The sequence below is a fragment of the Rhodopirellula halodulae genome (assembly GCF_020966775.1).
GTDB lineage: Bacteria > Planctomycetota > Planctomycetia > Pirellulales > Pirellulaceae > Rhodopirellula > Rhodopirellula halodulae.
The window spans coordinates 2,274,943-2,291,813 of sequence record NZ_JAJKFV010000029.1 but is presented as its reverse complement, the minus strand read 5'-3'; the positions used below and the strand labels follow the sequence as shown (position 1 = coordinate 2,291,813).

17 protein-coding genes are annotated in these 16,871 nt (G+C 55.3%); 13 read left to right on the top strand and 4 right to left on the bottom strand.

The features are described from left to right. Nucleotides 1–4: 4 nt before the first annotated feature. Complete coding sequence (locus LOC70_RS21165) at nucleotides 5–355, top strand: hypothetical protein (protein WP_230255961.1); 351 nt, start codon at nucleotides 5–7, stop codon at nucleotides 353–355. A gap of 107 nt (nucleotides 356–462) precedes the next feature. Here the strand turns inward: LOC70_RS21165 and LOC70_RS21160 are convergent, their stop codons facing one another. After that, nucleotides 463–636, bottom strand: a complete 174-nt coding sequence (locus LOC70_RS21160) for a hypothetical protein (protein ID WP_230255960.1) — start codon at nucleotides 634–636, stop codon at nucleotides 463–465. Between the two features lie 384 nt (nucleotides 637–1,020). Here LOC70_RS21160 and LOC70_RS21155 point away from each other — a divergent pair, with 384 nt between their 5' ends. After that, nucleotides 1,021–1,260, top strand: coding sequence for a carbon storage regulator (locus LOC70_RS21155; protein ID WP_230255959.1), 240 nt, complete (start codon nucleotides 1,021–1,023; stop codon nucleotides 1,258–1,260). Here LOC70_RS21155 and LOC70_RS21150 read toward each other — a convergent pair. Continuing rightward, nucleotides 1,257–1,475, bottom strand: a complete 219-nt coding sequence (locus LOC70_RS21150; RefSeq protein ID WP_230255958.1) for a hypothetical protein — start codon at nucleotides 1,473–1,475, stop codon at nucleotides 1,257–1,259. The two genes, LOC70_RS21155 and LOC70_RS21150, sit on opposite strands and share 4 nt — an antisense overlap. A 369-nt stretch (nucleotides 1,476–1,844) precedes the next feature. Here LOC70_RS21150 and LOC70_RS21145 point away from each other — a divergent pair, with 369 nt between their 5' ends. The 8 genes from LOC70_RS21145 to LOC70_RS21110 all read left to right on the top strand — a co-directional run bounded on the left by LOC70_RS21145 (nucleotide 1,845) and on the right by LOC70_RS21110 (nucleotide 12,282). Then, on the top strand, nucleotides 1,845–2,120 hold the full coding sequence (locus tag LOC70_RS21145; protein ID WP_230255957.1) for a hypothetical protein: 276 nt from the start codon (nucleotides 1,845–1,847) through the stop codon (nucleotides 2,118–2,120). A 54-nt stretch (nucleotides 2,121–2,174) separates the two neighbouring features. Next, nucleotides 2,175–2,354, top strand: a complete 180-nt coding sequence (locus LOC70_RS21140; RefSeq protein WP_230255956.1) for a YqaE/Pmp3 family membrane protein — start codon at nucleotides 2,175–2,177, stop codon at nucleotides 2,352–2,354. A 124-nt stretch (nucleotides 2,355–2,478) separates the two neighbouring features. Continuing rightward, nucleotides 2,479–3,030, top strand: coding sequence for a DUF421 domain-containing protein (locus tag LOC70_RS21135; protein WP_230255955.1), 552 nt, complete (start codon nucleotides 2,479–2,481; stop codon nucleotides 3,028–3,030). Nucleotides 3,031–3,095: 65 nt separating this feature from the next. Next, complete coding sequence (locus LOC70_RS21130; protein ID WP_230255954.1) at nucleotides 3,096–4,247, top strand: endonuclease/exonuclease/phosphatase family protein; 1,152 nt, start codon at nucleotides 3,096–3,098, stop codon at nucleotides 4,245–4,247. Then, nucleotides 4,244–5,059: a CDP-alcohol phosphatidyltransferase family protein gene (locus LOC70_RS21125; protein WP_230255953.1), complete on the top strand. Its 816-nt coding sequence runs from the start codon at nucleotides 4,244–4,246 to the stop codon at nucleotides 5,057–5,059. Before LOC70_RS21130 ends, LOC70_RS21125 begins: the two co-directional genes overlap by 4 nt. Before the next feature lie 146 nt (nucleotides 5,060–5,205). After that, entirely contained in the window at nucleotides 5,206–5,655 is a 450-nt protein-coding gene (locus tag LOC70_RS21120; protein ID WP_230255952.1) for a response regulator, read from the top strand. A 474-nt stretch (nucleotides 5,656–6,129) separates the two neighbouring features. Next, entirely contained in the window at nucleotides 6,130–11,040 is a 4,911-nt protein-coding gene (locus LOC70_RS21115; RefSeq protein WP_230255951.1) for a chemotaxis protein CheB, read from the top strand. Nucleotides 11,041–11,109: 69 nt separating this feature from the next. Then, nucleotides 11,110–12,282, top strand: a complete 1,173-nt coding sequence (locus tag LOC70_RS21110) for an App1 family protein (RefSeq protein ID WP_230255950.1) — start codon at nucleotides 11,110–11,112, stop codon at nucleotides 12,280–12,282. 144 nt (nucleotides 12,283–12,426) lie between these two features. Here LOC70_RS21110 and LOC70_RS21105 read toward each other — a convergent pair whose 3' ends face one another. Further along, nucleotides 12,427–13,356 (bottom strand): YihY/virulence factor BrkB family protein, encoded by a 930-nt coding sequence (locus LOC70_RS21105; RefSeq protein WP_230255949.1) that lies wholly within the window; start codon nucleotides 13,354–13,356, stop codon nucleotides 12,427–12,429. A 116-nt stretch (nucleotides 13,357–13,472) separates the two neighbouring features. Further along, nucleotides 13,473–14,168, bottom strand: coding sequence for an RNA polymerase sigma factor (locus tag LOC70_RS21100; RefSeq protein WP_230255948.1), 696 nt, complete (start codon nucleotides 14,166–14,168; stop codon nucleotides 13,473–13,475). A 191-nt stretch (nucleotides 14,169–14,359) separates the two neighbouring features. On the opposite strand from LOC70_RS21100, the gene LOC70_RS21095 reads away from it, so the two are divergent. The 3 genes from LOC70_RS21095 to LOC70_RS21085 all read left to right on the top strand — a co-directional run bounded on the left by LOC70_RS21095 (nucleotide 14,360) and on the right by LOC70_RS21085 (nucleotide 16,647). Continuing rightward, nucleotides 14,360–14,713 (top strand): 4a-hydroxytetrahydrobiopterin dehydratase, encoded by a 354-nt coding sequence (locus tag LOC70_RS21095; RefSeq protein ID WP_230255947.1) that lies wholly within the window; start codon nucleotides 14,360–14,362, stop codon nucleotides 14,711–14,713. Continuing rightward, nucleotides 14,710–15,051 (top strand): hypothetical protein, encoded by a 342-nt coding sequence (locus tag LOC70_RS21090; protein ID WP_230255946.1) that lies wholly within the window; start codon nucleotides 14,710–14,712, stop codon nucleotides 15,049–15,051. The genes LOC70_RS21095 and LOC70_RS21090 overlap by 4 nt, the downstream gene beginning before the upstream one ends. Nucleotides 15,052–15,297: 246 nt before the next feature. Beyond that, complete coding sequence (locus LOC70_RS21085) at nucleotides 15,298–16,647, top strand: hypothetical protein (RefSeq protein ID WP_230255945.1); 1,350 nt, start codon at nucleotides 15,298–15,300, stop codon at nucleotides 16,645–16,647. Nucleotides 16,648–16,871: the final 224 nt, after the last annotated feature.

Genomic DNA, 16,871 nt, shown 5'->3' with positions numbered 1-16,871 from the left:
TCCCATGACAGAAGATCAACGCCAACGTTTCGCAGAAGCTCTCCAACGTGTCGCTGGTGACGAAGAAATGCTCGTGATGCTCGCGAATATCGCGGCTGAAGACGGCCCACCAATGCTGAAGCAGGTTCAAAGCTCCGTCGAAAACGGAAACTTGACCGAGGCGGCGAGAACAGGCCACGCACTGAAAGGACTGCTGAGCACCTTTGAAAGTGGCGCCCCCGTCAACGAACTCCAACCGTTCATTGACGCGGCCCGCAATGAAGACACGGACACGGCAAAGGTTGCCCATCGTTCGGTATCACCGAAGCTGGAACAATTGATGGTGGAGATCCAGGCACTCGCCGCCAGTCCGTGAATCACCCATGAACCGCGTGACTGCTTTCGCTCGACAGAAGCGAACTAAACGAACCTAGACGGCAGGGACCGCGCGAACTGCTGCCACACCGCCCCGAAGCGGGCCGGTCAGTTGCCGGCCCACATGATCAGTGCCACAACGCCAGCGACGGCGGCCAGCACCGCGAGGTAGCTCAACGCGACCAACATGAACGGTGTGCCAGGAGCGTGTTCGCCCAACGGACGTTCGTTATCTGCGACAGCCTTCTTCGTTTCTTCGACAATACCTGTCTCATTCGACATTTCGTTTATCCTTCGTGTGAGTACGCCCCAATCTGCGAGGCTCAACTGAAGGAGACGCAACCTTCGTGCCAGACATTCGAAACTGAACAAGCTCGCAAAAATCTGCGATTCCGCTGGGGAACATGATGGACCGTTAATGGACGGCAACTGAGCAGTACCGCACCACTAAAGCGGTCGATCGCGCACCAACTGAATCATTTCCGACCACAGAGACCTGTGAACACCTGCCCACTCTCGGTATCCCTCAAAGTGGAATTAACTTGAAGATTCAGCGTACTTTCGCTCAAGTCCGCCATTGCGGTATCAAAACGATCGCAATTGGGAACGCAATTTGCCTGGTTGGAACCCGTCCGAACAGTCATTCTCGTTGCAAGGAAGAAAACGATGTTGGTTTTGAGCCGAAAAGTGGATGAGCAACTGGTCATTGGCGACAACATTGTCGTACGAGTCACCAAGATCAGCGGCAATCGAGTCTCCATTGCAATCGATGCTCCCAACGACGTGAAGATCACTCGGGGCGAGTTGATCGAACGCGAACTCACCCAAGCGAGCTCAGAAGCCCCCGCGCGGCAAGGTCGCGGTGCCGCTGCTTCGGTTCATGTCGCTGCCAAACCAGATTGCTAGACGACCTCTAGCACACGAACACGACGGCCGAATTCGCAACTGAGCACATGCATCGGAAGCGAACCCCACTGACGCTGTATCGTCCCATTCACTCCGCTGAGCAGAAGCACGCTTCCTACGGACTGGTCGGTGTCCGCGCGTCCTGACCGATCAACAGTCAACCACTCAGCATTCGCGGTGACCCGCAACGCAAACTCTTTCAACTTGGTCTTCATGCAAGGACGCTTCTCGTCCACGCGGATCAATCGAAGCCCAGCGTTCAGCCCGCAATCGCATTTGCCGATGCCGTCGAGCTCCTTTCTTAGCCTCGCCCCTCTTTCATAGAGTCGCCGGGCGATCCACATTCGCCTCGATCGCTCCAACAGCATCTCGCTGACCGCAAAACAGAACGCGAAGGGCAACCATGTCCCGATCCGCGAGTTTTCTTGGCAGATTCAATCTACAAACGCTCTGACATAGCGTTCTTTCTTCCGCGTCCAAATGCTCTGGCACGGGGTTTGCCAGCTTGTTCTACCGCGGCCATCAAACAACAACGACGTCAGCGACCGCCGCACGTCACTGACGAAACTTACAAAGAAAGAACGATGAATAAGACATTCTCAATGACCGTGCTGTCGCTGTCACTTGCCTTCGCAACCGTTGGTTGTGACGTGGAACAAACTCGCGAAGGCGAGCTGCCCGATGTGGACGTCAATGTTGAAGGCGATCCTGGCCAACTTCCTGGCTACGACGTCGATGCACCAGAAGTCGACATGAAGATGGAAGAGACCCAGGTTGAAGTTCCGGATGTGGATGTCACCACCGAAGAGAAAACCATCAAGACGCCAGACATTGACGTCGACCTTCCAGCCGACGAGTGATCTCACGCTGACGCGTTTTTCTGATCACCACCTGCAAACCATTGAGGAAATGAAATGACCACCGCAATTCGCAACGAAAACACGATTCTGAAAGTCGTTCTGGCGATCTTATTGCCACCACTGGCTGTCTTCATGGACAAAGGCATGGGCGGACAGTTTCTACTCAACGTCGTCTTGACCTTGGTTGGATTCTGGATCGTCGGAATCATTCACGCTTTGATTGTCGTTCTCTGATCGACATCGAACGTTCTGACTTGAGAAGGCGACATGGCCGGAAGTTAACTCCGACCCGTCGCCTCTCTTTTTAGGTTTTGCTCATTCCATCCACTAACATGAACACTCCAGCAACTGTTAACTAATGTTCGAGAAATGGATTGACATTTCCACGAAAGAAGTCGTCGGCATCTTGATAACGGCATTTGGTGCCTACGCTGCCGTTCTTCTTTACACACGCATCACCGGACTGCGGAGCTTTTCGAAAATGTCCGCCCCTGATTTCGCAATGACCATTGCGACAGGTTCGATCTTGGGTGCGACCATCTCTCAACCGTCGCCAACACTTTTCGCGGGTGGCTTGGCGTTGCTCGCATTGTTCGTTATTCAGTGGGCCATCGCATTCGCCCGCCGAAAATCTTCCCAAGTCAGTCGCTGCATCGACAACCAACCGGTTTTGTTGATGCACGGCAGCGAGATCCTCCACGACAATCTGAAGAAATCTAATCTGACGGTCAGCGACCTGATGGGCAAACTCCGGGAAGCCAACACTAGGCGTCTTAGCGACGTCAAAGCTGTGGTTTTTGAAACGACGGGAGATGTCAGCGTGATTCACGCCTGTGATGACGAAGGAATCGACCCGACACTGCTATCCAATGTTTTCGGAGCCGATCGTTTCCGGACGGATAACAACTGACCAACTCGGGCTCGTAGTGCCCCAATCCTCTCTTTTTCGATGCCACAAACACCTAGGATGATCCGATGCAGACCGCGTTGAATGTTGCGATCTACCTGTTGTTTGCGGTGCTCATCTTTGGTTCGCTTGCTCCGCTCAGCTCGCACCCACACTGGTTCATTCGAGGCTGGGACTTTCCTCGGTTCCAATTGGTGCTGGTCACCGTCGCGGCCACTGCCATCTTCGTCTGGATGAATCATTCCGATGCGGCAATGCGTTGGAACTTGTGGGTGATCGCGGCACTTGGCGTGACCATTTCGCTTTGGCATCTCTTTCGAATCATCCCTTACACGCCACTGACGAAGCCTCAAGTGGCCGCCTGGAAATCGACTCAGGCGACGTCCAACCATGCGTCCCAGCGCCGACTTCGCTTGCTGGTCACCAACGTTGAGATGGAGAACGACAAATACGAAACATGGACGCGAGTCGTGAAGGAAGCCGATGCCGATATGGTCATCGCGGCGGAGATCAGCGAAGACTGGCTTCCAGCGATTGAAAGTTTAAAAGCCGACCTACCGAACCAAATCGTTTACCCGCAAGACAACTGGTACGGCATGGCGATGCTGTCTCGATTGCCGATCGAGAAACACGCGATTCGTTTTCGCGTCCAGGATGACATCCCATCGATCGATGCCATGATCGAGCTGGAAAGTGGTGAACTCATTCGTGTCATCGGTGTTCACCCACGCCCACCGGAACCCATTCGTGACAATGACTCGACCGCACGAGACGCCGAGTTGGTGCTGTGGGGCAAGGAGCTTGCCGAAGACCACCGTCCGATCGTCATCGGCGGTGATCTGAACGATGTCGCTTGGTCACCATCGACGCGATTGTTTTTACGTTTGAGTCGCCTGCTGGATCCTCGCCGTGGACGAGGCTTCTTCAATTCGTTCCATGCCGATCGCTGGTGGATGCGATTCCCATTGGACCACGTCTTTCATTCCGACCATTTCGCAATTCGTGAAATTCGACGACTCGAGCACGTTGGATCGGACCACTTTCCGATATTAATTGACCTGCAACTGCAACCGTCCATGCAAAGGGAGCACGAACCGTTGGAACAAAAGTCGACGGATGAAGAAGACGCGAAGGAGAAACTAGAACGAGCCGCGGAAGCCGAATTGGTAGAGCAGGCTTCGGAACCGACTCCCCATCGAAGTCCGGCCGTGCAGCCGTGATCGACAACGCATCTGATGATGTCGACGTCGTCGGCACACCGAGGCCTCGCCAGCAGGCTCTGGCGTACTGCGTCCATTTGCTAACCGCGTCGGGCATCGTGCCCGCCGCTTTAGCGATGCACGAGATCATGCAACCAGATTGTGATCCTCGTGTGGTGTTTCTCTACTTACTGGTGACGACCGTCATTGATGCGATCGATGGTCCTCTGGCTCGCCGCTTCCATGTCAAACGATTCGCGGCATCCATCGACGGCCGGACGATCGATGATCTGCTGGACTATTTGACGTTTGCTTTCATCCCTCTGTTGTTGGTTTGGCGGATGGATTGGTTGCCCGCGGGTTTGGGATGGACAACCACCTTGGCGATGGGCGCCAGTTTGCTTGGATTCGCTCACCGCGACGCCAAGGATGAAGCAAACGGCTTCTTTCGTGGCTTTCCATCCTATTGGAACATCGCGGTGTTCTACGCCGGCATCCTGTTTCAGTGGGCGGGACCTTGGTCCGTCGCATGCTTGCTGGGTTGCTTGACCGTGCTGACGGTCTCACCGATTCGCATGATCTATCCCAACCTGGCTCCGCAGCGTCATCGAGGGTGGGTCCTCATCGGTGCTGCCTTGTGGTCATTGACCTTGCTCGGCATGACTTGGGACTATCCGCTTCCGCCACCGTGGCTGCTTGGGATCTCGTTGATCTATCCGGTTTGTTACGCGATTGCCTCTTGCGTTTTGTCGCGAAGCGTTCACAACACCTCTTTCAAAACAGCACCCAAGATTCAGTTGCGGGCAAATGAATCCCCGTTTCGCGAACCATGAGGCTTCTTCCACGCCAATTCATCTCAGAACGCACGCGACTCGTTCGATTGGCACACGTTTCGCATTCCGACGCGGAACCACGATTCCCCACACGAGACATTATGCCATTGAACCCCACATCTCCGGCCGAACATTCGCTTCGGTGCGTGATAGCAGACGACGTCCGCGTCATTCGTGAACAGCTTGGGAAGTGGATGAAAGAGCTTGGATACATGGTCGTGCACGCATCCTGTGGTGCGACTGCACTGACCGCGTTGCGGCGTGATGCGGCGGATTTGATCATCGCTGACATCGATATGCCGCACCTCAGTGGTTTGCATTTATTACAAACCATCCGCACCGATGCGGATCCAGCAGTTGCGTCCACCCCGGTCATCGTTTCCAGCAGTCTGGAGGACGGCGAAATCCACCGAATGGTTGAAACACTGGGTGGAAGCGCCTACCTGAGAAAGCCGGTGGCAAAAGAGCAACTGACGGCCTGCGTTCGACAACTCACCGAAGGCGATCCTGCCATCCGGTTTGACGACAACTCGTCGCCTGCTCACGCTGTGTCCGCGAAATTTCGCCGGATCGCGTCGGAATTCCGTGAGTTCTAATGGTGGACCATGCTTGCCGACTGCGTTTGAGTCTTTAACCGACGATGGTCGCCAAATGACCAAGCTGACCTGCGGGGAACCAAGCAAAACGCTTCCAAGTCGCCCCTTCAGTGCGCCCCCATGGATGCATCAGTCGATGGGACTCGAAACAGGCGGAAAAGTCACCCAAACCAGCCCACGTAAACGCGTTCTCGTCCCGGCAACGTGCGTTGATCTTCGGCTTGATTGACAACGCTTATCACGGTCCTAAACTGGCTCGGAATCGGCTTTCGTCCGGTACAATTGTTGCTACGCACCGGCTTCCCTCGAGTCTTAGTCGAAACGATCCCCGATCGCTTTCCGGTACATTCATGAGCGATGAATGCGAGCTGATTGCCATCGATCCATTTGCTTCTGGCTCACAGCCCGGCGTCGCAAACGCCATCGCGTCCGAGGGCCCCGAAGATGACCACCCGTCCTTCTTGACCCTTCTCCATGGCCGACCCGAACGTTCACTCTGAAGAATCCGACTCCGCCGAATCAGCATCGGAACCGGAGACCTCCTCGCCGTCTCGACCAAAACACTTCGTTGTCGGGATCGGTGCGTCCGCTGGAGGGCTGGAGGCACTTGAAAAGTTATTCAGCAAGATGCCTGTGGCGACGGGCACATCGTTTGTCGTGGTTCAACACCTGTCCCCCGACTTCAAAAGCCACATGGATGATTTGCTACGGCGAGTCACCAACATTCCGGTGGAAGTCGTCAACAACGGCGTTGAGGTTCAACCCGACACGATCTATTTGATCCCCGCGAAGAAAGAGATGGTGATCAGCAATGGCAAGTTGCTGCTGACCGATCGCGGAAGCGAAAAAATTCTGACGCACCCGATCGACCAATTCTTGCGTTCACTGGCACAAGACCAAGGGAAGCATGCGATCGGAATCATCTTGTCAGGCACGGGGAGCGATGGATCGCGCGGCGTCGTCGAGATCAGCAACAACGACGGTTTGGTGATCGTCCAAGAACCATCGACTTGCAAGTTTGATTCCATGCCGATGAATGCTCGCAACACCGGCGTCGTCGACTTGCAATTGCCGCCAGAACACATTGGCGAAGCCATCCAGCAATACCTGTTTGATGGGCAGCGCTCCGATCAAACGACAACTTCAACGTTGGAATCCATTCAAAGAACCGGCTTGGACCGGGTCTTTCAATTGCTGAAGAAGAACCACGGCATTGACTTCAATCACTACAAGACCGGCACGGTCCATCGACGCATTCAACGTCGGATGGACTTGTTGCACCTGGACCGCCTCGCGGACTACGTGCACTACGTCGAAGAGCATCTGGAAGAAGTCAACGAGCTCTACCGAGACTTGTTGATTGGAGTGACCAAATTTTTCCGAGACCGCGAAGCCTTCGACGCACTCCAAGACGTGGTCATTCCTGATCTGATCGAACGCGCCGACGAAACCATTCGCGTGTGGTGCTGTGGTTGCGCCACGGGCGAAGAAGCCTATTCGATCGCCATGCTCTTGCGCGAGGGGATTGAGAAATCAGGCCGCGACATTGATTTCAAAATGTTCGCCACGGACCCTCACCGAGGCTCACTGCAATACGCCGCTGCGGGCTGCTACAACGAAGCCCAACTGGCCGAGGTTTCCGAAGAACGTCGCGAGCGTTTTTTCACGCAACGCGAGAACGACTACGTGGTCAAAGACACGCTGCGTCGCAATGTCGTTTTCGCGGCACAGAATGTCATCAACGACCCGCCGTTCACGCAGATGGACATGGTCTCCTGCCGGAACATGTTGATCTATCTGCAATCCCCGGCTCAACGCAAAACACTTTCGCTGTTTCACTTCGCGCTCAAAACCAACGGCGTGTTGTTTCTCGGCCCCAGCGAGAGCGTTGGCGATATCGGCGACGAATTCGACTCGATCAACGCACAGTGGAAAATCTTTCGCAAACGTCGAGACGTTCGCCTGCCGATCGAACTCAGGATGCCACTGACGGACCAACGAATCTCGGATCGGGCACCGCGTTCGGCTTCCCTCGGGTCATCGCCAGCACCCCGCCGTCAAGACAACATGGTCGAGGTCTACAACGCGTTGCTGGCTGAAAAGATGCCACCCAGCGTGTTGATCGACAGCGATTTTCGGGTGCTGCATATTTTTCCGGGAGTCAACCAATACCTGCGGGTTCCCAATGGTGTCCCCACGGACAACATCCTTCACATGGTGACCAAAGAGCTTCGGGCGTCGATTGGTGCGGCTGTCACCCAAGCAATGAAGCAACAAAAACCAGTTCACTATCACGGCATCCCCTCGCCAAGTGATGGCCCCAATTGGCACTTGGAACTGGTGGTGGAGCCTTACGACGTGCCTCACGCCGCCGGTAAGTTCGCACTGATCCAGTTCAAACCCACCGAGATCGTATCAACGTTGGCAGAATTGCAGGCGGAATCGGCGAGCGACTCGTCCGCCCAGGAAACTCACGACTTCAGCGTCGCCGCGCATTCGCGAATCGAGAACCTGGAACAGGAACTCAACTTCAATCGCCAAAATTTGCAGGCGACGATCGAGGAACTCGAAACCTCCAACGAGGAGTTGCAGGCCACAAATGAAGAGATGGTGGCCAGTAACGAGGAACTGCAAAGTACCAACGAAGAACTTCAAAGCGTCAACGAAGAGCTCTACACCGTCAACGCTGAGCTTCAGCTTCGAGTCAATGAACTGAACGAAGCCAACGCCGACATGGTGAACTTGCTCAGCACCACACGGGCCGGCGTGATCTTCCTGGACGAAGACCTCCGCATTCGGCGGATCACACCCGAAATTTCGCGTCTGCTACTGATTGAACAAGACGACGTCGGCCGCGCCTTTTCGACTTTCCTGCAGCCCGTCATTGATGATTCGTTCATTGAACGTCTGGAACAAGTTCGAGATGAACGAAAAGAACTCGAGTGGGAAGTCACTGTTCACCAAACCGCCTATCTCGTTCGCGCCCTACCGTACCTTCGCAACCACGAAATGTGCGGTGTGGTGATCGCGTTCGTGGACGTCGATGTACTTCGCCAAGCCGAACAAGACGTTTTGAAGTTCAAATTCATGGCCGACGCGAATATCGATGCGTTGGCTTTGCTGGACGAAGACGGCAAGATCAGCTACGCCAATCACAAGGCGTGCGAAATCCTCGATATGCCGCGGGATGAATTGCTATCGAATCCCTTGTCACGCTACAAATCGCCCCAATCAACGGAATCGTTCCCGGACCGATTGAAAGAGGCTCACGAAAACGGCGGGGTGCTGTTTGAATCCATTTTGAAAAACCGTGGCGGGCTCGATGTGCCCGTCGAAATTGCTCTGACGCCGGTCGAGAATCAAAACGAACAATTCACATTTGCTTCGATCCGCGACATCACGTTACGGAAGTCGCATGAATCGCAAATGAGATTGCTCAGCAAAGCGATTCAATCCGCAGCCAACGGCGTGGTCATTACCGACTGCTCTCAGCCCGACCACCCCATCACCTTCGTCAATCGCGGCTTCCTGGAAATGACCGGCTTCGCCGAGAAGGATGTCATCGGTCGCAACTGTCGTTTCCTTCAAGGCGAAGACACCGATCCGCAAACCGTGCGGAACATCCATGTTGCTTTGGATCGAGGCGACTCGATTCGTGCGTTGATCAAGAACTACCGGAAGGACTCAACGCCGTTTTGGAATGATTTGTTCATCACGCCGGTGCAAGACGAAACGGGGACGCTGACCCACTTCATCGGTGTCCAAAACGACGTGACCGAACGCATTGAAATTGCGAGACAGACGGAAACCAACGAACGAACCATCCGTCTGTTGCTCGACTCCACCGCCGAAGGCATCTTTGGGTTGGACATCGACGGTCGCTGCACGTTCAGCAACGAAAAAGCGGCTCAAATGCTGGGCTACGAAAACGGCAGCGAGTTGGTGGGGCTGGACTTGGTCGACCTGGCACGACCGTGCAAAGCCGATGGCTCGTCCATCGAGCGTGAAGACTTCAGCATGTTTTCCGCTATCCGCAGCGGTGATGCGATCAATCGATTCGATGAACAGTTCTGCCGAAAAGACGGTCAAACGTTCCCCGTCGAATATTGGTGCCACCCCATCCGCGAAGACGGCAACTTCATCGGCGCCGTGGTCACATTCGTCAACATTCAACAACGATTGCAAACGGAAAACGAATTACGCGAAGCAAAACTCGCGGCGGATGCGGCGAATGAAGCCAAGAGCCAATTCCTCGCGAACATGAGCCACGAACTGCGGACGCCACTTTCGGCGATGCTCGGGTTCACCAAAATTCTGCAAGAGGATCCGGATCCGAACACGACCCAGGAATATCTCGGAACCATTCAGCGAAACGGGGACTACTTGTTGCGATTGCTCGGCGATGTGCTGGATCTATCGCGAATCGAGGCCAACAAGTTCACGACTGCGAACAACAGCGTTTCCCTCAGCGAAGTCTTAGGCGACATCTACGAAACGATGCAGATGCGGACGCTCGACTACCAGAACACCTTGCACCTGGACATCAGCGAACCGCTTCCTCGCAGCATCACGACCGACCCGGCGCGACTGCGACAAATCATGATCAATCTTGTCGCCAACGCGATCAAGTTTGCTCCCAAGGGACGCGTTGATTTGGTCGCCAGAGCCGAACGCGAAAACGATCAAACGTTTTTGATTTTGAAAGTCATCGACAACGGGATCGGGATCGCCGAACAAAAGTTACGCACCCTATTCGAACCCTTTGTGCAGGCGGACTCGACGATCTCGAATCGCTTTGGCGGAACCGGATTAGGACTCAGCATCACCAAGCGTCTGGTCAACGCACTCGGCGGCACGATTGATGTTCAGAGCAGCGAAGGGCAGGGCAGCGAATTCACCGTGCGTTTGCCGGTTGACCCGATCGGCGAAATGGGTCGGCTGACCATCAAAACGGACGACGAAAACGACAACGACGGCAACAAGAATTCAGTGGACCAAGACGTTCACTTGAACGCAAAGGTTTTGATCGCGGATGACATGCGTGATGTGCGATTCGTGGCCCAACACTTCTTGAAGAAGGCCGGGTGCGAAGTCGAAGTTGCCGAGAACGGTCGCCAAGCCGTCGACATGATCCTGCGTTCCATCGAAACCGATTCTCCGTTTGATCTCTGTTTGATGGACATGCAAATGCCGGAACTGGACGGTCTCGGCGCGGTTCACGAAATTCGCGCGCAAGGCATCGAATTGCCGATCATCGCGCTCACCGCCGATGCAATGAAAGGCACGCGGCGGCGACTGATCAGCGAAGGGTTTGACGAGTACCTGAGTAAACCATTGAAAGTCAATCGTTTGCTTCGAATCGCCAAGTCGCTTCTGGACGCCTGATCAGACACTTCTGGCGTGCGGTTTGCATTCGCGAAGCAGTGTTCACCCACTTCGCGAAAACACATTGTCATGCAAACCTCCGATCCATCCAGCCTCAATCAACAAGTCCGTCGGTGGCTCACACGAGCCGCCTCTTCCGTCGATGATATTGCCGACGATGCCATTCGAAAATTGCGTCGGAGCAGACAATGGGTGGGCGTTCCACAAATCCAAAGCTACCGCGGGTACGCCACGCCAGAGCACATTCATTTGCGAGGCCGGGTGCTAACCAACCCACCTCGAGAAATTCGCGGTCGACAAGATCGATGGTGGCAGAATCTATCCAACTCGTACCGCCGTTTCGCCAGCGATGAAGTACCGGGCGTACTACTGGAAGCCGAGTGGGACGGCGAAACCTACCCTTCCCAAAGCGACCGCGAAGGTTACTTCCACTTCCAGATTCCGGACCGCCGCACGGAGCCCGCTTCGCAGCTGTGGACGGAAGCACGCGTCTGCATCGCCGAACATGATGCCGTTTCGTCGTTGGAATCAATCACGACGTGCCCTATTCTCAACATCCCGGAAACGGCGACTTATGGCGTGATCAGTGACGTCGATGACACGATTTTGCACTCGTCCGCCACCGACTTCTTGACCATGGCAAAGCTCACTCTGCTCAGCAACGCACGTTCGCGCGCACCGCTGGAGGGTGCAGCCGAGCTTTACCAGTGCATGCAACGCCGAGGAACGTTGCACGGCCCCAACTGCAACCCGATTTTTTATGTCTCCTCATCACCTTGGAACCTTTACGATCTGCTGGACGAGTTTCTGCAACACAATTCGATCCCCAGCGGTCCACTGTTCCTGCGAGACCTTGGAGTCGATCCGGACAAGTTCATCGCGGCCGGTCATGATCACAAACTGCATCGCGCGTTGGAAATCATGAATGACCTCCCGCACTTACCGTTTGTGCTGGTGGGTGATTCCGGTCAACAAGATGCTCGACTGTATGCCACCGCAGCAGAAAAGATGGGCGATCGTATTCGAGCCATCTTCATTCGCGACGTGAACCCTCTTTCCAACAGCAAACATGACGAACGCGTCACTCAGTGGCAAGAAAAAAGCTATCGGGCTGGTGTGCCAATGCATTTGGTCAAAGACAGCACGGAAGCTGCTGAGATCGCGGTGCAATTGGAATTGCTGCAACCGGAAACGCTAGCGACCATTCGAGAGGCCACCGATCGTGATCATCAGCGAGGTTGATCAGCAAACTTAATCAGCAAGGATGCAATCACTCCCCGACAACATCTCCCGTCCAACAAAACTAACGGGGTCGCGAACGGCGTCATCAATCAAGCGTTCGCCGACGTTGCTACAGACAACGTCGGCGAATTGAGTCAGCGAAGCTTATCCTGCACTGGGTGCATTGCGACCATGCTTGATCTGCTCGACCACGCGAACGGCATCGGGTTCGGGACGAATGCCTTCTCCGTATCGCACCGCGTAAACCTGAGTGGCTTCCGCCCCCAAAAGAACAATCATCGCGTTGTAATAAACCCAGACCAGCAAGACGGCCAGCGAAGCCGCCGCGGTTCCGAGCTGTGCGCCAGGATCACTGATCGAAAAATACCACTGCATCGCGTAGCGTCCGATCAGAAACAACACCGTGGTGATCGCGGCTCCGACACAAACGTCACGCCATCGCGTGACCGCATCGGGCATGAATTTGAAAATGGCTGCGAAGATCACAAACACGACCAGTGCCTGCACGCCAAAATTGGCCGCTTCGGCACCAACCTGAGACATTCCCACCCATTGGCCGACTTGATCCCCGAGTGCCGACAGCACGGACGAGACCACCAACGACACGAGCATCAGAAAACCAAGCCCTAAGATCATTCCAAACGACAGCAATCGTTTGCCAATCATTGTTTTGACACCGCTGGTTTCCGGATCCGGTTTGACCTCCCACACTTGGTTCAACGCCGCTTGGAGCGCCGCGACGACTCCTGTGGCCCCGACCAAAATGCCAACAAAACTCAGCAGCGTTTTCCACCACTTCCCCGAGGCCGCCTCGTTGTTATTCATGATCGTTTCGATCTGATCCACCGCCGCGGGATTGCCGATCATTTGCGATGCTTGGCTCTGCAGAATGGTTTGCGCCTTTTCCGTTGCTTGTTCACTGTCGTACATCACCGACAAACTGAATGTCAAAACGGTCAACATCAGATACAACAGCGGCGGCAGGGCGAACGCCGTGTAGTAAGCGAGGGCAGCGGCCAACGTGCTGCAGCGGTCTTTTGAAAACTCAGAAAAGGTTTGCTTGAGAAAACCCACGACTTCACCAAATGCTTGAAGGAAACGGATCCATCAACCTTCAAACGCAACCATCGTGCCGAAGTTGCTGCGGGGTGTCGCAACGGCGGTGAGGCCACCATTTTGGGACCGAGCGTTCAACCGCCAGACGACGTGGGTTCGTCTCGCAATTCCGGAAACACGTCCAAATTCAGATCGCGTCGCTTGATCACCGCGGCGATTCGGGTCAGAAAATCGCTCTTCAAATTCGCGACTTGCTGCTGGGTCAGATCCAGCCGTTCGGCGACTTCTCGATTGCCACGGCCCAAGACGAACAACATCTCGATCGCCTTCAGCTTGGAAAAGTTCCCGCGTGATTGCCAATTCGCGACTTGTTCACGAATGACCTCCACCACCAAATCTTGTTCCAACGCGCGTCGTTCCGCACTTCGACAGATGGAACTTGGCAACCGCATTCCATCGGCCTGCAAGACTTCGCCACTGCCGGTTCCCGACGGGGTGCTGCGACTGAGCAACGGTAACTCGGGACGTCGCCCGACATGCCGCAGATGGTCCGTCAACTTGTAGCTGCAGATCGAAAACAGATAGCTCTCCAACCGTCGACGCGAATCGAAATTGGGAAGCGAAACCAGGAACCCCACAAAGGTTTCCTGAACAATGTCCTCGCTGGTCGACGTGTCGTTCAAACGTCGTTTGGCAAAGGCCAACAAACGACCTTCGAAGCGATCGATCAACTGTTGCCAAGCATCCGAGTCTCCCGCGCGGATCTGCTCCACCAAACGAATTTCAAATTCGCGATCGGAAGAGGCGGAGTCGGGACCGGGAGCATTCATGCGTTTCAGATTAACGACAAACGCCGACCTCGTCGATCAAGCGTTTTTCGCGTCGTGGATTTTTCACAAACGAGGTCGCCTTCCCCGATCGATCGACAACCTCACGAAGAAGCGACACGGATCGAAACATCCGGACACAACCGATGATGCAAGTCTCGATCAATTCACCGTCGACATGTTAAAATTTAGGAATGAAATCAGAACCAACCCACATCGACTGGAAATTAAAACGCTGCGTTCCCTGCGAGGGTGGCGTTGACCAGATCAGCGCGGACACCGCCACGTTCCATTTGAAGGCGTTGCCAAATTGGGAACTCAATGACAACGGCACCACGATTCGTCGACGGTTGAACACGGGCAACTTTGTAAAAGCGGTGAGCCTGATCCAATCCATCGCGGATCTCGCGGAGGCAGAGCAGCACCATCCTGATCTGCATCTCACCGGTTATCGGCATCTCGAAGTCGTCTTGACCACGCACGCCATTGGCGGGTTGAGCGAGAACGATTTTATCTTGGCCGCCAAGATCGACACGGTCGTCCAATGAGTCTGCCATTCGACGTGGCGTTGAGCCTTCTCGACGAATGCCATGGGGATGACCTGTGGAGCGTGGAACATTGTCGGCTCCGCCGAGTTCCCGAAGATTGGATCGAGGAATTGGCCGACGCCTTCGAAAGCAGCTATCGATACCGCGACCAAACGATCTCGGTGCCGGATCCAAACCTCGGCCGCCGCGTCGTCAATCAATATCACGGTGTCCGCGATGTCGACTTGGCACTGAAGCTCGGCCGCCAACTGGGCGTCGACGTGGATTCGATCCAAGCGATCTCGTTCACACGACAGGCTCTGGTTCGCAACATTAAAGAAGCGGTTTTCGAAGATTGAACCGCACGCCGGCTGGCCTTGCGGGATCGCGGACGTTCATTTCGACGGGTCGCCGCTCGCTTTTTCGCCGCTTCGCGTGCTGATCGTAGTTGGGCTGATCGTAGTTGGATCGCAGTTTCCCGCGTTTCTTTCGGACTTGCTGCGAGTTTGCGGGTTTCGGTATAGGCGTCGGTGCGAGTGATCCACGGTCCCGTTTCCGTGTTTTGCTGGCTTCTCATGCCCGACTCTTTTCAATCGCAACCCACCATGGCCCAAGCAAACCTTCTGGGATCCTTCCCAAAATCCGTTCGCTCACGCATTTTTCGTGGAATCGCCTCCGCATGCTTGCTGACCGCTGGCGTTGCGATCGCGTGCGAGCCGCTCGCCGCCCAATCGTTCAGCCTGCCATCCAACTCGGTGGCACGCGGGCCATCGACCTCCCCCGGCAACACACCAGACAACAATTCGCAAGGCTTCGCGCCGCGAACGCCGGCACCGAACGCTGCCAACACACCGCCAAGCTTGCAAACGCCACCCTCGTCCGGAAATCGAGGCTCGGCCAACAACGCGTTGCCGTCCAGCGGTGCCGCATCGGGTCAACTGTCCGCCGGCGGTCAACTGCCTCGCGAAGCTGGACAAGAACACCGCGTTTACAACCTCAGCCCCTACACCGGTTACCTGACCAAACACGATCGCCCGCACCAAGCCGTCGTGGACTGGATCGTTCGCGAGACCGGCACGGACGTTTGGCACACGGAACCATTCGGTTTCATGAGTGCCGACCGTGACGAGCTGAAGGTTTATCACACCAACGAAATGCACCAAGTCATCGCGGGCATTGTCGAACGTTTCGTCGCGGGTGACAAAGAACCCCAAGTCATGAATTTGCGTTTGATGACCGTCAGCAATCCAAATTGGCGCAGCAACGCTCACATGTTGATGCAGCACGTCAACGTTCAGTCACCGGGCCTGCAGGCTTGGTTGCTGACGAAAGAAAACGCCGCTTTGGTCATGAACACTCTGCGTTCGCGTACCGACGTTCGTGAAGTTCAAGCCGTCGACCTGATCATGAACAACGGCCAAACGGAAAAACTCGCCAGCACCCGCGGTCGCAACTACGTCCTGAACGTCAAACCGTCACCCGCACACTGGCCGCCGTACGAACCGGAAACCGGCGAAATCCAAGAAGGCTTTCAAATCGAAGTCAGCCCGCTGCTCAGCGTCGACGGTCGAACCCTGGACTGCGTGATCAAAGCCGACATCGACCAAGTCGACAAATTTGTGCCCGTCGAACTGGACCTGCCGCTGCCAAACAACCAAGTCCACCGCACCAAGATCGAAGTCCCACAACTTGTCAGCTGGCGTTTGCACGAACGTTTTCGCTGGCCATCGGATATGGTCCTACTGCTCTCTTGCGGCGTGGTTGCCAGCCCCGAACGGAATCAATCGATGGTTCCGCTGTTGAATCTCAGCTCGATCACCGGAACCACCGCGGGACGTTCCGACGCACTGATGTTCGTCGAATTTCGTGGCCGAGCGTCGGACAACCTGACGACGACTCCGTTGGTTCCGCAAATCGGAACTCGCGTTTCCGCCCCCAATCGCGGCCGCTATTGATCGCCCTTCGCCGGTCGTTTACTCCGCGACCACCGGCAGGGAAGTGAATTTCATGAGCGAATGAAATCCCCGTGTCTTGAACCGCTCGACGGGCAATCGCCCCCTCGAACGAGGCCAACCCACGTCCGACCGCGATTGGCCCAGCAACATCCGACTCCCGCACCGGAGCCGGATTTGCTATCTTCGCCGGCCCGCAAAGTCCCCCGAACCCGCTCCATTTGCAT

Coding starts and splice junctions, on each gene's coding strand:
- LOC70_RS21090 (WP_230255946.1), top strand. CDS start 14,710: ATGAGTCTGCCATTCGACGTGGCGTTGAGCCTTCTCGACGAATGCCAT.
- LOC70_RS21165 (WP_230255961.1), top strand. CDS start 5: ATGACAGAAGATCAACGCCAACGTTTCGCAGAAGCTCTCCAACGTGTC.
- LOC70_RS21135 (WP_230255955.1), top strand. CDS start 2,479: ATGTTCGAGAAATGGATTGACATTTCCACGAAAGAAGTCGTCGGCATC.
- LOC70_RS21130 (WP_230255954.1), top strand. CDS start 3,096: ATGCAGACCGCGTTGAATGTTGCGATCTACCTGTTGTTTGCGGTGCTC.
- LOC70_RS21085 (WP_230255945.1), top strand. CDS start 15,298: ATGGCCCAAGCAAACCTTCTGGGATCCTTCCCAAAATCCGTTCGCTCA.
- LOC70_RS21160 (WP_230255960.1), bottom strand. CDS start 636: ATGTCGAATGAGACAGGTATTGTCGAAGAAACGAAGAAGGCTGTCGCA.
- LOC70_RS21115 (WP_230255951.1), top strand. CDS start 6,130: ATGGCCGACCCGAACGTTCACTCTGAAGAATCCGACTCCGCCGAATCA.
- LOC70_RS21100 (WP_230255948.1), bottom strand. CDS start 14,168: ATGAATGCTCCCGGTCCCGACTCCGCCTCTTCCGATCGCGAATTTGAA.
- LOC70_RS21145 (WP_230255957.1), top strand. CDS start 1,845: ATGAATAAGACATTCTCAATGACCGTGCTGTCGCTGTCACTTGCCTTC.
- LOC70_RS21155 (WP_230255959.1), top strand. CDS start 1,021: ATGTTGGTTTTGAGCCGAAAAGTGGATGAGCAACTGGTCATTGGCGAC.
- LOC70_RS21150 (WP_230255958.1), bottom strand. CDS start 1,475: ATGAAGACCAAGTTGAAAGAGTTTGCGTTGCGGGTCACCGCGAATGCT.
- LOC70_RS21095 (WP_230255947.1), top strand. CDS start 14,360: ATGAAATCAGAACCAACCCACATCGACTGGAAATTAAAACGCTGCGTT.
- LOC70_RS21140 (WP_230255956.1), top strand. CDS start 2,175: ATGACCACCGCAATTCGCAACGAAAACACGATTCTGAAAGTCGTTCTG.
- LOC70_RS21110 (WP_230255950.1), top strand. CDS start 11,110: ATGCAAACCTCCGATCCATCCAGCCTCAATCAACAAGTCCGTCGGTGG.